Raw genomic sequence first — 14,481 nt, 5'->3', positions numbered from 1 at the left:
CAAATGATCAACATACCCTTGCCGGGTGGCACGACAGGACATGCTGCCGGGGCAAGTCTTGCGGCCATTGTGCTCACCCCCTGGCCGGCGGTGCTGGCCGTATCCATCGCCCTGGTGATCCAGGCCTTTTTTTTCGGGGATGGAGGGATCACTGCGATCGGGGCCAATTGCTTCAATATGGCAATTGTGCAGGTCTTTGCATCGTACTACATATATAGTATGGCTCAAGCCCGCACGCCGCGTGGAAAGCAGGTCGCTGCGGCGATCGCCGGCTATCTTTCGCTCAACATTTCGGGCTTGCTGACCGGCATCGAACTGGGCTTGCAACCGCTCCTTGCGCATCAGGCGGATGGGACTCCGCTTTACGCGCCGTATTCGCTGGATGTCGCCGTTCCCGCCATGGTAACCGGACATCTTTTCGCGGGTTTTGCCGAAGCAGTTGTGACGGGTGGAACGATCGCATTTTTGCAGCACTCTGCGCCGGAATTATTGACCGTTACAGCAAAACCGGAGACGCCCCTCCCGCAATTCTGGGCGCGCATGCGTCTTGTTTGGATCCTGCTTGCCCTTCTGGTGTTTATTACGCCCATTGGTTTGCTCGCTCCCGGTACGGCCTGGGGAGAGTGGAACTCTGAGCAGTTGCGGGACATGGGACTCGATTTTGTGCCACGAGGCCTGGAAAAATGGGAAAGCTTCTGGCAAGCGACCTTCGCGGATTACTCGATCCCGGGGCTTGGCGAACGCACCGGATATGCTCTATCGGCGGCAATCGGGATCGTGTTGATCCTGCTGGTGTTCTATTTGATAACCTTACTGGGAAGACGATCCCTCCCCAAAGCATGACCAACTATCGCACGTATCTGGAAAAGAACTTACTCCGTTTTACGCAGGTTCTCCAGGGTTCCGTCTTTGCAGAAGAAACCGCCGGACGCCCCGGCTGGCTTCAGAAGATCGATCCCCGCATAAAAATTGCCGGCCTCCTGCTGCTCATCCTCTCGAGCTCCTTTACACATAGTATTATGCCCATAGTAGTGCTGCTTGCGGTTGCGCTTTTCCTCGCTGCTGGTTCCATGCTACTGTCCTATTCTTTTTTCCGGCGATTGTTGTTTTTCATTCCACTTTACACGGGTCTGATCGCGCTTCCTGCTCTTTTCCTGACACCAGGAGAACCGTTGGTTGCCATTCCGGGCACAAACCTGATCGTGACCGATCAGGGTTCGCGAGCCGCCACTCTGCTGATTGTGCGCGTGGTTACGTCTGTTTCTTTTGCACTGTTGTTGATTCTCACGACGCGCTGGCCCGTGCTTCTGAAAGCGCTTCGGCGGATGGGCTTTCCTCACTTGCTGGTTTTCATGATGGCAATGACGTATCGCTACATCTACGTACTGCTTCAATCGGCAAACTCGTTGTTCCTGGCTCGCAAGAGTCGAAAAGTCGGACCCGAAGCATGGCGCACGGCAAAAGAATGGATCGGTGCAATTTCCGGAGTGTTGCTTGGCAAATCCTATTCGCTTAGCAGCGAGATTTATCTGGCAATGGTTTCGCGCGGTTTTCGAGGCGAGCCGGTTTTGCTCACGGATTTCCGGACGCATCCGCGCGACTGGTTCTGGTTCTCGCTTTTTTTGGCTCTTTCCGGTGTAACATTCTTCTGGGAAACAATTCTTGAACGCTTTATATAAACTCGCAAACGTCCAATACTCCTATCTGAACAAGTTCCCTGCCGTCAATATCGAGGCGATGCAGGTGGCGCATTCTTCGCGTATCGCTTTGATCGGCGCCAACGGTTCGGGAAAAAGCACACTCTTGAAGCTGCTTGACGCGCTTTATTTCCCGCAGAAAGGTGTGCTGGAATTCAACGGCACTCAGTTGACCGAAGAAAGATTCCAGGAAGAATCTTTTCATTATACTTTTCGAAGGCAAGTCGGTTTTCTGTTTCAAGATCCTGAAGTCCAATTGTTTTCGCCAACGGTTTGGGATGAAATCTGTTTTGGACCCTTACAGCTCGGATGGGAGAAAGAGAGAGTTCGCTTGCAGGCTGAGCGCACGATCGAGCAATTTGGCCTGGAGTCGGTGAGAGAAAGGCCGCCTTACAGACTTTCAATCGGTGAAAAGAAAAAAGTGGCGCTCGCGTCTGTACTGGTCATTGATCCGGATGTGCTTTTGCTGGATGAACCGACGGCCGCACTGGATCCGCGAACTCAGTCTGTTTTAATCGAACTTTTGCATCACTGGGGAGAGAATCACAAAACGATCGTGACTTCGACGCATGATCTGAGCATCCTTAAGGAGATTTGTGACGAAGTCTACGTGATGCAGGATGGCTCAGTCGTATACCATGGTTCCCCGGCGCAGGTTTTAGAAAACGCACGCCTCCTGGAAGAGACCAATCTCATACACGAGCACACACATCGGCACGAGAAAATCGTGCACTTACATCCCCATACTCACGGCTTTCATGGACACACCCATGAAGAATAGCGTCTGACGCGTCTATCGTGTCTGTCGCGTCTGGCGTCGTCTGGTCTTGGCGTCTGACGCGGGAACGCTGGGACGCGCAACGCGAAGACGCTTCTGTGGAAGCAGTTGCAAAGGTGGGACTGTAATACTCTTTTTCTCGACTTTTGCTTGATGCTCGAGAATCAATAGAAGATTATCTCTATCCGAAACCTCATGGTTCCAGATGAAGCCGCAGGATTCACATTTTGCCATTCTCGGACTGATAGCTTCGAGACGATCCGACATGCATACCGGACAGGCAAGGGCCGGCCTTTCTTTAGCTCTGGTTGCTATTTTCATCGTATATAAGATAATTTCCGAGAGGGGCTCCGTCAATCTATTCCGAACTGTGATATCATTTTCCGAGGAGGTCTCGATGGCTGAAACACGATGGTACTTGTCTGTAGACGGGCAACAGGAAGGAGATTTCTCTCTCGAGGACGTTCGGGCGCGGATAGAAAAAAACCGGGGACGACGCGTGCTTGTCTGGACCCAGGGCATGGCCCAGTGGGCAGACCCTGCGGAACTCCCTCAATTTAAAGCGGCTCCAGCTCCTGCCCCGGCACCTGCTCCCGCCTATGTGCCTCCAGCGCATTCCCCAGGACCGGCCGCCGTGATTGAGCAGCCCATCTCCACAAAAATTGATAAGGATGAGATCAAGAAGCAAGCCGGCATCCTGAAAAGCTTGCTTGATTTTCGTTTTGAAAGCTTTATTACTGGAAAAATTATTCCAGTTATCTACATAATCCTCGTGGTCGTGATTGCTCTCTCCGTAGTTGGAGTCATTTTCGTTACCGGTTTCGGGGGACTGATTTCTGCAATCAAACTGGAAAGTTTCACGCTTGCCATTACAGCTCTTGGAACCATCATCCTCGCGCCACTTGTAGGCGTACTGTACATTGCTCTTGTCCGAATCTGGTTTGAATTCCTGATTATCATCTTCCGGATCAAACAGGATCTGACAACACTGTTAGAGCGTTCCGAGAAGAAATCAAAGGAATCGTAGTGGCAGAGCATTTTCCAAGCCCCTGAGTGTGACACATCCGGGAAATTGACTCTGAGCGATTTAAAAACTTTTACTCTTGTGAAAATGCTCTGCTAGCATTCTTGAGGCTGCAGAGCATTTGCTTGCAGTAAGCAATTTCAAGGACCAGCATGTACTGTCAGGAAACAAGCTTATACAAAAAACACAATGGCAAATGCTCTGCCACTACGCGTTCAGAATTTCGCGCAGGAGACTCATATCTAGATTCCCGCCGCTAATGACTGCGGCGACACGCGATCCATGCGGGACGGATTCAATCTGATCAAGCGCGGCGAGCGCGGCAGCACCGGAGGCTTCCACAATCATTTGTTCCTGCTCCACTAACTGCAAAACCGTATCCTTGATCTTTTCTTCATCCACATTGATGATCTCATCAATGTAACGTGGGGCAAGCTCATAAACGATTCTACCAATCCCGCCGGCTATTCCCTCAGCGATCGAATGCGCCACCGGATATTCTTCATAACAATGCTTCTCATTCAGTGAAACCATTAATGAGGGAGAATTTGCACTCTGAACGGCTATGATTTTGATTTCCGGATCGAGTGCTTTCATGGCAATTGCAATCCCACTGATCAGTCCACCACCGCCAACAGGCACAAGTACGGCATCGAGCTCCGGCAGCACTTCGCGGATCTCCAATCCAGCGGTACCCTGCCCGGCAACGGTTCGCCAGTCATCGTAGGGATGGATAATAGTTACATTCTCAGTTTTGGCAAAAGCACGACCCTGTTTCTCACATTCCTCGTATGTGGGAGCAAATTGCAAATCAACAGGAAAATGCCGGAACTTTTCAACTTTCGCGCGCGGTGTTTTAGCAGGAACGAAGATCGCTGCAGGCATCTCAAGAATCTTTGCAGCATATGCGACTCCGAGTCCGTGATTTCCCGCGGACCACGCAACAACACCCTGGATTCTCTCGCGCGGGCTCAAAGTGTGAGCGAAGTGCAGCGCACCGCGAACTTTAAAGGAACCGGTCGGTTGCCAATTTTCGAGCTTCATGTACACGTCGAAGCCGGAAGTCTCCGAAAAAAAAGCAGACGCTCTTAGCGGAGTCTTTTCGATGTAGGGAGCAAGAATCGCAGCCGCTCGCTGAATTGCAGAAAGATCAATCATGAATCTCCATTCTATCAGCAACGGTGTTTCCGGAATCAACATCATAGTTGCGCACTTTTTGTGGGAATGCCGTCGGACGGTTCGTGGTATCCTATTTGCAATTCGGCGCAACGTAGGCATCGGGATAGGAGGCCAGCATGAAGTGTTATCTTTGGGCGACACTACTTTTGAGTTTATTGGGGTGCTCGGGGGAAGAAATTTACAGCACTCCGGAAAAGACCTTGGAACGATATGTTCAAAATCGCAGACAGGGCACCGCAATGGCAATGGAAGCCTCTTTGAATTGTTTTCCGAAAGAAGACAAGAAATGGTGGGACGCCAAATACTTGCGCATTTGCGAGTTGAAATACGGCAAGTTTAATGCAATGTGTGGAGAAGGCCTCGCGAACAGGTCAGCATTGTGGAATGATCTGGTTGAGCCCCGCGGCCCAAAATCAACCAACGTAAGTTCTTCAGATGTGGATGATAAAGAAGGCGTTGCCACCCTCATCGTGGATGGCCAGGAGGTCTACTTTATCAGGGAAAGTAACAACTGGAAGCTGGATGGTTTATTTGGGATCAGAGAAGAGCTGACCGAACAGTGGCCTGAGCTCAAAGAAATGTAAAACGAATAGAGCCGTCTCAAGCTTGCGTGATATGATACGGTGCGGTTCGTAGTAGCGAATTCATTCGCTACAAAAAAATTAGCGCTGAAGTCGCTACTACAAACATTGAGACGGAATGGTACAAATTCACGATTCAAAACGCGAAAGAAGACTGTCCGAAATTTACGATTTCATAAACAGCCAGTCCTTTCCGTATCTTTTTGTCATTCTTTGCAGCGCCGTTTTGCTTTCCTGCATAGCCACGTGGCTCTTTGCCAGCAACAATCTGCACATTGCCCACTTTGACGCGAAAGGCCATCTCCTCGTCCCGCGGAGAATCTTTGATAACCTGAACCCCGGACTCAGGCAAATCGGAGCCTTCTGGCTTCCGCTTCCGCATATTCTTTATCTTCCTTTCGTCCAGAACGACTATCTGTATTTCAATGGCCTGGCCGGCACTCCCCTTTCCATGGCTTGTTTCGTCGCGACGGCGTGGGTGTTTTTCAGACTGGTTGAGACGATTTTTGATCGATTTGCAGCGTTCTGTACTTCCGTCCTCTACATTACGAACCCGAATATGCTCTACCTGCAGACAACGCCACTGACTGAAAATCTGTCGCTGCTTTTCTTGATCGCCTCCGTTTATTTGTTTGTGTTGTTCTTCATGCGACAACGGAGAAAATTTCTGCTTGCTGCTTCGTTGTTTTCAGTGCTGGGCGTTCTGACTCGTTACGAGAACTGGTTTGTGTTCGCGTGTCTCGGCCTGTTGCTCATGATCTTGAGCTGGAAGGAAAAACGCGGTTTCAAGAATTTTTTCGTGGATGCTCTGATCCTGGGCGCTCCCAATGTAGCGGCCATGGTTCTTACCTTCTGGATCAACTGGTACACCACGGGACACGCTTACATGGATCACAGCTTCAAACACACGGATTTCCAACCTGCGCAGGGAAGTTTTTTTCTGGGTTTTCTGGTGATTCTTTACACATTGGGGAATTTGATCAGTTACGATTGGACGATATTTGCTTTGGTAGCTGTTATACTTTTGTTTCGCAAAAGATTTCGTGAAACGCGCTTCCTTGCCTCGCTCGCAATACTTGGCCCTTTCCTTCTTTATCTTTATGAATACTGGGACAACCATCCGACCCGGATTCGCTACGGCCTTCCTTTCGTTCCAATAGCCCTGTACTTTTTATCGTACTGGCCCGGCAAATCCAGGTTGATCACATTTCTATTTCTGGTCTGGACTTCACACGTCCTGCTCACAAGTCCGTTTTACAGACTTGGATCCAGCAAACTCCTGGATGAGTCGATGCGCGATTCTGAGAACCTGGCGCTGCAGGCGGGCCTGGTTTCCTATGTACAGAAGCACGATGACGGCAAACTCATCCTGGCTGCGATGGGAGACATTGCACCGCTGTTATACGATCTCAAAATGCCGGTCAAACGATATGTTCATGAAGGAGCAAAACCTTATTGGAATGATGCGGTGACTTACGCTCATCCGGAGAAAGTTGTTGGCTGGGTTTTCATGACACAGGATGATAGGGTCTGGAAAAAACTACACGATGATCCGGAATTCCACAAACATTTTGCTTTGATCGGACGGAACGGATTCCTGGAATTGTACAAACGGAACCTTGATCCTCAATTCAATATTCAATCTCACCGGCCTCACGCCACCCGTGATAAATACTCGATGCCCAGATTGCCGGGAGTCTAACTCATTACTCATTGCTCATTACTGCGTCACTTTCTATAATAGAGAGTAGTACCCTTGCATAAAAAGACTCATCTAACCAATCTACTCCCGCCCAAGGAAAAAGCCGTAGCGGTCGGAATTTACACGCGCCGCTCCGGGAAATGGAAAGAGGAACAATCTCTTGAAGAGCTCAGCACGCTCGCGGTTACTGCCGGAGCGGATGTAAAAAAGATGTATCTTCAGGAGAAACCCAGGATGGACCCGGCCTATTACTGCGGCAAAGGAAAACTTGAGGAGATCAAAGAATTCTGCGACGGCCATGACATCGATGTTGTGCTCTTCGATGACCCTCTCTCGCCCGCTCAGATGCGGAACATCGAGAAATTGCTGGATCGAAAAGTGCTGGATCGTACGCAGCTCATTCTGGATATTTTTGCGCAACGCGCCAAAACTTCGGAAGGCAAACTCCAGGTGGAACTCGCGCAAATTGATTATTTATTGCCAAGATTGACGGGAAAAGGGATGATGCTTTCGCGACTCGGCGGTGGTATCGGAACACGAGGCCCCGGAGAAACAAAACTGGAGTTTGACAGACGGCGGCTGCGCGAACGCAGAACCCGCCTGTTGAAACAACTGGAACATGTAAAACAGATCCGGCAGCTTCAGCGCAGTTCTCGCAGCGAAATCCCTCTGCCGATCGTTGCCTTAATTGGATACACTAACGCCGGAAAAACCACGCTGTTCAACCGCCTGACCGGTTCCAAAGGTCTTGCATCTCCGATCCTTTTTGCGACTCTGGATCCTGCCATGAAAAGCATTCGTGCAGCAAACAAACAGCTCATATTGATTTCAGATACGGTTGGATTCATCCAAAAAATTCCACACGAATTGATCGCCGCCTTTCGCGCAACTCTGGAAGAAGTCATTCAGGCGCATGTCCTTTTGCATGTCATCGATGCTTCCAACCCGAACGTGGACGAACAGATCGAGGCAGTGAGTCAGACGATTCGAGAACTGGGCGTGGATCACAAGCCGGTGCTTCACGTTTTGAACAAAATCGATCTGTTAGAAAACGATGCCAGCATGTTACAATCTTTCCGCAATCGGCTCGGAGAAGTCGTTGCAATTTCAGCCGAGACAGGCGAAGGCCTCGAGGAGCTGGTCGAAGCAATCGCAAATACGCTGAAAGCGTTCTGGCAACGGGTTCAGTTATCCATCCCGCTGCAGGAGCAGTCGCTGATCGCGCAGCTCCACCACCAGGGCAAAGTTTACGGCAAAAATTATACAGATGGACATGTTGAACTGGACGTTGAGGTTCCCAAAAAACTCGCTGAAAAATTGCGTCACTACGCGCATTCCTGATTCCCTTTTCCTGCTCCTGTTTGCCTTAATTCTCCTTTCAGCGTGTGCTACCACTCCTGCGCCAGTCGTTCCGCCAAACGCAGGTCTTGCGGATCCGATGCGGGGGACCGAGCTTGCCCCAAATCCTGATTATCGAGCCGGTTATGCGGAATATCTCCGTGGGAATCAGGAAAAAGCGAGAGCAAAACTCTTTCGCGTTGTGCAGAAATCTTCTGATTACTATCCGGCTTATCTTGCGCTCGGATACAGTTACCTCGCGGAAAACAATATCGAGTACGCCGAGAGTTACATCCGTAAAGCAATCGAAATCAATCCGGATTATGCCCAGGCTCACTTCCTTCTTGCTAATGTATTAGAAGGCCAGCAGAAGTATACCTTCGCTCTGGAGGAGTTGAGCGAAGTAGCCAGGATCGATCCTGACTATCCGGCGCTTGGACAGGCGCAAAATATTCTAAAATTGAAAGCGACGGAGCAATATTTAAACAAGGGCCGCGAGCTTGCAGAATCCAATCCTGAGGAAGCATTGAGATACCTCAAAGCGGCGCACAACATGGCACCGGAGGTTCCACAGATACCGGTGGAGATTGCCACAATTCTTTTGAAAGAGAACAACTGCCGGGAGGCCGCTGATTATTTGCGGATCGCGATCGAAAAATCTCCGGAGGATCTTGCCGTAAAAAATCAGCTCGCGGATTGTTTGTTTCAACTTCAAGACTATCAGCAAGCCAGAATTCTTTATGAAGAGATTGCGCTGCAAAAGCCCGGCGATACCGCTATCCAGCAGCGTTTGGACGATGTAAAAAAGCGAATCTTCATCGAAAATCTACCGGTGGAATATCAGAGCATTCCGAATTCTCCCGAGATTACGCGCGCTCAACTGGCAGCGTACCTCGCAGTAAACCTGGAAACGCTCCAGAAGTACAGATCGGAAAATCAACAAATCGTTGTAGATATCATTCAGCACTGGGCGCAAAATTACATTCAAAAAGTCGTGAGTCTCGGAATTATGGACGTCTATCCCAATCGTACTTTTCAGCCGAGTCAGCTGGTGACCAAAGTGGAGCTTGCAAAAGCTGCGTCGCGCATCCTGGAAATAGTCGAACTGAGCGGTCAAAAACAATTTCCGGTAAATCCTGATCTGGTGATTCCGGATATTCCGCCCGGTCATTTGTATTATCGTCTTGTCGCACGGCCGCTCTCATCAGAGGTCATCAGTCTGGATGCGGATGGACGCTTCCATGCTTCGCGCAGAGTATCCGGCGCCGAAGCAATGTCCGTGGTCAATAAACTCAAAGCATTAACGGAGTCTTTATGAAATACCGGTTTGCTCTTCTTCTATTACTTCTCTGTCAAATCGCTACTTTCGTTTTTTCGCAGGATGGGCGAATGGTCGCCGTTACGGCTGAACAGGATGTTGCTATTCAAAACGACGATGTGGCCGCAGCGCGTACCATCGCATTGTCCATGGCGGCGCGGGCAGCTGTCGAAAAAGCGTACGGGACCTTCATCCGGATAGAGGAGCTTCCCGAAGCACGAAAGATCATTGCCTCTGCGGCGGCAAAATTGAAGTTTCAAGTTCTGGCGGAACAACAAAGGAAGAATCGTTACTGGGTAAAGATTCAGGCAGAAGTCCTGGTTCCAGCGGAGTATGTAAGAAGCCAGCAGCCGGAACGCGAGAGGCTCGGCGATTCGATGAACAGCTTTGTTCAGAAATATCCGCAGGGAGAAGTAAATTGGGGCGAAGGTTTTATCATCGCTCATGGCAAAGGAGAGATTACGGATACAGGTCCGAATGGAGAAGACAAAGCCACAAGAGCGGCGGAAGTAGATGCGAGGGCGCATCTTTTAGAAATCATAAAAGACATTCCCTTGGATGACCGGAACAGAACAGGTCAAGAGCCACGAATGAGTTTTGCATTAGAGGGTTTTGTTCAAGGATCAGAAGTTGTGACGAAATCCAAAACAGGAACGACTGTGCACGTCACAGTTCAGGCTCCGGTCCGCGGAGTGAAAGGCTTAACGCTGGCTGTGCTCGGTTACTATACTCCACCGCCTCCACCTCCGGTAAAACAGCCGGTTCAGCCCGACAAGGAAACGCCTCCGGGCGCAGGAGCAGAAGCGAAAAAGTTTCCACTGTCAGACGCGCGCGCGTTTACGGGTCTGGTGATCGATGCCCGAAAGGTGCAAGCGAATGCTTCCCTCTTCCCGAAAATTCAAAATGAGAAGAAAGAAGAGGTGTACGCAGTCGGCCAGGTGAATAAAGAGGATTTGCAGAAGCGTGGAATGGCATCCTACGCTGTCGTATCGCGCGATGCATCTATTTCAAAACTGTTTCCGAAGGCGCTCGTCATTCGTGTGAGTTATCCTGCGCAAACTGCGCCGGCAAAAACACCGCGCAGACAGGGCGACAATCCCTTGATTCTCTCCTCCATCGCCGCGGACGGAAAGATGCAAACGAATCTCGTTCTGAATGAAGAAGACATGGCGAAACTCCAACAAATCGCAGCGGAAACAACTGTATTGAAGGAGTGCCGCGTCATAATCGTTCTTTCGGCAGAATAAACAAAGTAGCGCGGGGCGTCTCGCCTGCGGAGCTCTGGCAGCGAACATATTCCTCGTGCAACACGTAGCTAAAATATATATTGTATTTTAGTCAGGAGTTTGAAATGAATTCATCAACCGAGTATGAAGTACCGAACAGTTCCAGTGCAGGCGTGAAGGCTCTCACTGCTGGAGAACCGGAACGGATCAGAGAAAGGCTGATCCGTTATGCAAGAACGGTAATGCACTTTGCCCGTCTTTTGATTGGTCTTCTCATGGATTCGCGAGTCGACAAGAAAGTAAAGATTTTCGTAGGAGCAGTGCTCGCATACATTTTCGCTCCTATTGATTTCATTCCAGAGATTTTTAGCGGTCTCTTCGGAATGCTGGATGATTTCGTTCTCAGTGCTTTTGCTTTGAATGTGATCCTGAACTGGGTCGATCCTGCTATCGTTCGGTCGCATTGGGTCGGTGAAAAAGACTTGCTGGAAACGGTTCAAAAGGGGATGAAAAATGCCGAGGTTCTCGTTCCGGAACCGATTGTCAAAAAAATTCAGATGTGGATCGGAAGACATGTCGAAAAAGCGCTGGTGCCGGTAGAAACACCGAAAAAGAAACCCCGCAAGAAAAAAACGGATACAGTGCAGTAAGCCTTAGCAACACCGCAGAGACTCTGAGGCGCAAAGATAGGAAAAAATCTGTTTATTCTCTGTGTCTTACCGTCTCTGCGGTGCTTCTGATTCAGTTAGAAAAGATTGTGCAGCCGGAGTTGCTGGAAACGACGAACGCTTTCTTAAAAAGCTGGTAGATATCCATAAAAAACTGAAATTCCTTCAGCTCCACCTGTGTAGAAGCTCGTTGTTCTACTTCTTCTTCCATTTTTGTGAAATCTTCGGCGAGTTTCAAACTCGTGCGTGGCCCGAACACATTCCGCCTTTCGCACTGAATGAGCTCGTAGAATGGTTCGCCGGAAAAAGCATCGGGACTGCTCCAGACACTTTCTGCTTCAAATTCCAGAGCCGCACGGCACAACACTCTGCGCCAGCGGTCAAAGGTGGGAAAATCCAGCACAAAAGTTCCCTGCAGCGGACCTGCCAGATAATCACCCGGTGCAATTCCATCAGAGCGCTGCGTGATCGAATCAGGCTCAATCGTAAAATCAGCATTGATGCCTTCTCCCGGTATGATTTCCTGGTAATAGGTGACGCGCAGCATATCATCCATGGTTTCCATAATTTAACCAATCTGTTGATGCTTTACAAATTTTTTATACGCATGCATCAATCGTTTTGTAACTGGCCCCGGCACGACCGAAAACTCTTTGCCATCCACCTGTCTGACAGGAAGAATCTCTTTGGTCGTGCTTGTTATGAAACATTCATCACCCTGTAGCAGCTCCCGCGGTGTGAAATGCGCTTCTTCAAACGGAACGTTTTCTGCGGCCGCAAGGTCCAGAGTCAACGCTCGTGTTACACCTTCCAGCAAACCGGCTTCCGGCGGCGGAGTTTTCAATTTTCCGTTTTGCACGATGAAAATATTGCTTCCGGTTCCTTCGGCTACATTCCCCGCCATGTTGCAAAGAATTCCCTCAAACGACCCTTCCTTCTTTGCCTGAACATATGCAAGAACATTGTTTAAAAGATTGCTGCTTTTGATTTTTGGATTCAGAGTCGTGATGTCGTTGCGGCGCACCGATACAACCGAAACCTTGATGCCAGTTTCATAGAATTGCGGGGAGGGAGGTTCCAGCGGAATTACAATGATTACGTAGCTCGGCTGTTTGCTGAGATTCACATCCAGACCAATCCTGCCTGCGCCGCGCGTGACAATGATCCGGATGTAGCATTCCACGTTAGAAGAGGCTTCCACCGTTCTGCTGACTTGCCGCGAAAACTCCTGCAGATCCACCGGTAATTCCATGAACAGCATGTTTGCTGAGTTCACCAAACGCTGCAAATGACGATCCATTAAAAATGGCTTCCCGCCATACGTACGCAGTGTTTCATAAATGCTATCGCCGAAAAGAAACCCCCGATCGAAAACCGAAATTCTGGCTTCCGCTGCCGGGAGCAGTTTTCCATCAATATTGATCACTTGTTCCATAAGATCTGATTCTACACTTTCCTTGTTTTCCAGTGACCACGCTTGAACAGGATTGCGCTGACAACCGCAAGAGTGGAAAAGGCAATCGTGATCGCGAGAAAGACTCCGGTTGGCCCGAAACCAAAGGTCCTTGCGAGCAACCATCCGAGAGGAACTTCCCACAGCCAGAAACAAAACAGGTTGATGCGAGTGGGAGTTGCTGTATCTCCTGCGCCGTTAAAAGCATTCGTCAAAACCATTCCGTAGGCGTAAAAGATAAATCCGAAGCTTACGATGCGAAGGCATAGAATCGCGTAAGGCATGGCCGTCGGATCCGTTGTAAAAATCGCAATAATCGGTTCTGCGAGAAGAATGAAAAGCAATCCGATGCTACCGAGAAAGTAAAAATTGAACTTGCAAGTTATCCAGACGGATTTTTCAGCGCGATCCGGCTTGCCGGCGCCGAGGTTTTGTCCGACAAGTGTGGCTGCAGCGTTGCTCATACCCCAGGAAGGAAGCAATGCGAAAATGATGATGCGGATTCCAACGGTATACCCTGCAACTGCTGCGCTGCCAAAACCGGAAAGAATCCGGATCAAACCAAGCCAGCTGGTTGTTCCCACCAGCGATTGAATAATTCCGGTGCCGGAGATTCGAATCATCGAACGAATAACGGACGTGTCCAGTTTCAAATGTTCCCGGCGGATCTGAATGCGGCCATGACCTCGAATCAACTTGCTCAGTTGGTACAGAACGCCCGTTCCACGTCCGATATTTGTGGCGATTGCCGCTCCCGTAACTCCGAGCTCAGGAAAGGGACCGAGACCGAAAATAAAACAAGGACCCAGCGCAATGTTGATGGCATTTGCAAACCAGAGTACGCGCATTGCGATGGCTGCATCGCCGGCTCCGCGAAAGATTGCATTGATCAAAAACAAAAAGACAATCGTTGCATTTCCGGCAAACATCATGCGCGTATAGCCGGCGCCTACGCGAATCACTTCCTGGGAAGCGCCCATCAAACCGAGCAGTTGCGGCGCGAAGAATCCACCAAAAATCGCGATGGGCACAGAAACAGCAACTCCAAGAAGGATCGCCTGAACCGCCGCAATTGCAGCGCCATCCGGATTCTTCTCTCCGGTTCGCCGTGCCACGATCGCGGCTGCACCCATGCACAGTCCGATTGCAATCGAGTACAGGATCGTCAACATCGCTTCTGTTAACCCAACCGTTGCCATAGAGGCCGGACCCCGGCGGGAAACGAAGAAGATATCGACAACCGCAAAAATCGATTCCATGAAAGTTTCCAGAACCATCGGCACAGCCAGCAGAAGCACAGCTTTCCCCATCGGAGCCTCTGTGTAATCGTGCGAATGGCTTCCGCGAACTGCTTCGCGCAAGTCAGACCACAGTGTCGACGTTGTTTCGGCCATAATGGAATCCCCTATGATATACGAGTACTACTGACGTTGAACTTCTTGTTTTTTTAGAAGGATTTTCGCAAAAGGATATTAAACCGCAGAATATCGAACAAAGGAACTCCGAACCGCAGAAGT

15 protein-coding genes are annotated in these 14,481 nt (G+C 49.8%); 10 read left to right on the top strand and 5 right to left on the bottom strand.

Annotation, left to right across the window (positions count from 1 at the left end; genetic code table 11):
• The 3 genes from L0156_09265 to L0156_09255 all read left to right on the top strand — a co-directional run.
• Positions 1-843: energy-coupling factor ABC transporter permease (locus tag L0156_09265; protein ID MCI0603191.1), on the top strand; the 843-nt coding region annotated here is incomplete at its 5' end.
• Positions 840-1,679 carry a cobalt ECF transporter T component CbiQ gene (cbiQ, locus tag L0156_09260; GenBank protein ID MCI0603190.1) on the top strand — a complete coding sequence of 280 codons (840 nt, stop codon included), beginning with the start codon at positions 840-842 and terminating at the stop codon, positions 1,677-1,679. The genes L0156_09265 and cbiQ, both read left to right, overlap by 4 nt.
• Positions 1,663-2,478: an energy-coupling factor ABC transporter ATP-binding protein gene (locus L0156_09255; protein MCI0603189.1), complete on the top strand. Its 816-nt coding sequence runs from the start codon at positions 1,663-1,665 to the stop codon at positions 2,476-2,478. The genes cbiQ and L0156_09255 overlap by 17 nt, the downstream gene beginning before the upstream one ends.
• Positions 2,479-2,490: 12 nt before the next feature.
• On the opposite strand, the gene L0156_09250 is transcribed toward L0156_09255, so the two are convergent.
• Positions 2,491-2,796 carry a hypothetical protein gene (locus L0156_09250; GenBank protein ID MCI0603188.1) on the bottom strand — a complete coding sequence of 102 codons (306 nt, stop codon included), beginning with the start codon at positions 2,794-2,796 and terminating at the stop codon, positions 2,491-2,493.
• Positions 2,797-2,872: 76 nt separating this feature from the next.
• On the opposite strand from L0156_09250, the gene L0156_09245 reads away from it, so the two are divergent.
• Entirely contained in the window at positions 2,873-3,502 is a 630-nt protein-coding gene (locus L0156_09245; GenBank protein MCI0603187.1) for a DUF4282 domain-containing protein, read from the top strand.
• A gap of 204 nt (positions 3,503-3,706) precedes the next feature.
• Here L0156_09245 and L0156_09240 read toward each other — a convergent pair whose 3' ends face one another.
• Positions 3,707-4,702: a pyridoxal-phosphate dependent enzyme gene (locus L0156_09240; protein MCI0603186.1), complete on the bottom strand. Its 996-nt coding sequence runs from the start codon at positions 4,700-4,702 to the stop codon at positions 3,707-3,709.
• Between the two features lie 92 nt (positions 4,703-4,794).
• Between L0156_09240 and L0156_09235 the strand changes: the two genes are divergently transcribed.
• The 6 genes from L0156_09235 to L0156_09210 all read left to right on the top strand — a co-directional run bounded on the left by L0156_09235 (position 4,795) and on the right by L0156_09210 (position 11,493).
• The gene (locus L0156_09235; GenBank protein MCI0603185.1) at positions 4,795-5,262 is read left to right on the top strand and encodes a hypothetical protein; all 468 of its coding nucleotides are present in this window, start codon (positions 4,795-4,797) and stop codon (positions 5,260-5,262) included.
• 115 nt (positions 5,263-5,377) lie between these two features.
• Positions 5,378-6,961 carry a glycosyltransferase family 39 protein gene (locus L0156_09230; GenBank protein ID MCI0603184.1) on the top strand — a complete coding sequence of 528 codons (1,584 nt, stop codon included), beginning with the start codon at positions 5,378-5,380 and terminating at the stop codon, positions 6,959-6,961.
• Positions 6,962-7,015: 54 nt separating this feature from the next.
• On the top strand, positions 7,016-8,302 hold the full coding sequence (gene hflX, locus L0156_09225; GenBank protein MCI0603183.1) for a GTPase HflX: 1,287 nt from the start codon (positions 7,016-7,018) through the stop codon (positions 8,300-8,302).
• Positions 8,235-9,617: a tetratricopeptide repeat protein gene (locus L0156_09220; protein ID MCI0603182.1), complete on the top strand. Its 1,383-nt coding sequence runs from the start codon at positions 8,235-8,237 to the stop codon at positions 9,615-9,617. The genes hflX and L0156_09220 overlap by 68 nt, the downstream gene beginning before the upstream one ends.
• On the top strand, positions 9,614-10,864 hold the full coding sequence (locus L0156_09215) for a hypothetical protein (GenBank protein MCI0603181.1): 1,251 nt from the start codon (positions 9,614-9,616) through the stop codon (positions 10,862-10,864). The genes L0156_09220 and L0156_09215 overlap by 4 nt, the downstream gene beginning before the upstream one ends.
• A 104-nt stretch (positions 10,865-10,968) precedes the next feature.
• A complete protein-coding gene (locus tag L0156_09210; protein ID MCI0603180.1) occupies positions 10,969-11,493 on the top strand; it encodes a DUF1232 domain-containing protein in 525 nt (174 codons plus the stop codon).
• Between the two features lie 91 nt (positions 11,494-11,584).
• Here L0156_09210 and L0156_09205 read toward each other — a convergent pair whose 3' ends face one another.
• Genes L0156_09205 through L0156_09195 form a run of 3 tightly spaced genes read right to left on the bottom strand, consistent with a single transcriptional unit; the run spans position 11,585 to position 14,358 of the window.
• Entirely contained in the window at positions 11,585-12,067 is a 483-nt protein-coding gene (locus tag L0156_09205) for a hypothetical protein (protein ID MCI0603179.1), read from the bottom strand.
• Positions 12,068-12,079: 12 nt separating this feature from the next.
• On the bottom strand, positions 12,080-12,946 hold the full coding sequence (locus L0156_09200) for an aminotransferase class IV (GenBank protein MCI0603178.1): 867 nt from the start codon (positions 12,944-12,946) through the stop codon (positions 12,080-12,082).
• Positions 12,947-12,957: 11 nt separating this feature from the next.
• The gene (locus L0156_09195) at positions 12,958-14,358 is read right to left on the bottom strand and encodes an MATE family efflux transporter (GenBank protein ID MCI0603177.1); all 1,401 of its coding nucleotides are present in this window, start codon (positions 14,356-14,358) and stop codon (positions 12,958-12,960) included.
• Positions 14,359-14,481 lie beyond the last annotated feature (123 nt).

The organism is bacterium (assembly GCA_022616075.1).
Classification (GTDB): domain Bacteria; phylum Acidobacteriota; class HRBIN11; order JAKEFK01; family JAKEFK01; genus JAKEFK01.
The sequence above is the reverse complement of the archived record's forward strand: the minus strand, read 5'-3'. Positions and strand labels throughout refer to the sequence as shown.

Coding starts and splice junctions, on each gene's coding strand:
- cbiQ (MCI0603190.1), top strand. CDS start 840: ATGACCAACTATCGCACGTATCTGGAAAAGAACTTACTCCGTTTTACG.
- L0156_09250 (MCI0603188.1), bottom strand. CDS start 2,796: ATGAAAATAGCAACCAGAGCTAAAGAAAGGCCGGCCCTTGCCTGTCCG.
- L0156_09245 (MCI0603187.1), top strand. CDS start 2,873: ATGGCTGAAACACGATGGTACTTGTCTGTAGACGGGCAACAGGAAGGA.
- L0156_09240 (MCI0603186.1), bottom strand. CDS start 4,702: ATGATGTTGATTCCGGAAACACCGTTGCTGATAGAATGGAGATTCATG.
- L0156_09235 (MCI0603185.1), top strand. CDS start 4,795: ATGAAGTGTTATCTTTGGGCGACACTACTTTTGAGTTTATTGGGGTGC.
- L0156_09230 (MCI0603184.1), top strand. CDS start 5,378: ATGGTACAAATTCACGATTCAAAACGCGAAAGAAGACTGTCCGAAATT.
- L0156_09220 (MCI0603182.1), top strand. CDS start 8,235: ATGTTGAACTGGACGTTGAGGTTCCCAAAAAACTCGCTGAAAAATTGC.
- L0156_09215 (MCI0603181.1), top strand. CDS start 9,614: ATGAAATACCGGTTTGCTCTTCTTCTATTACTTCTCTGTCAAATCGCT.
- L0156_09210 (MCI0603180.1), top strand. CDS start 10,969: ATGAATTCATCAACCGAGTATGAAGTACCGAACAGTTCCAGTGCAGGC.
- L0156_09205 (MCI0603179.1), bottom strand. CDS start 12,067: ATGGATGATATGCTGCGCGTCACCTATTACCAGGAAATCATACCGGGA.
- L0156_09200 (MCI0603178.1), bottom strand. CDS start 12,946: ATGGAACAAGTGATCAATATTGATGGAAAACTGCTCCCGGCAGCGGAA.
- L0156_09195 (MCI0603177.1), bottom strand. CDS start 14,358: ATGGCCGAAACAACGTCGACACTGTGGTCTGACTTGCGCGAAGCAGTT.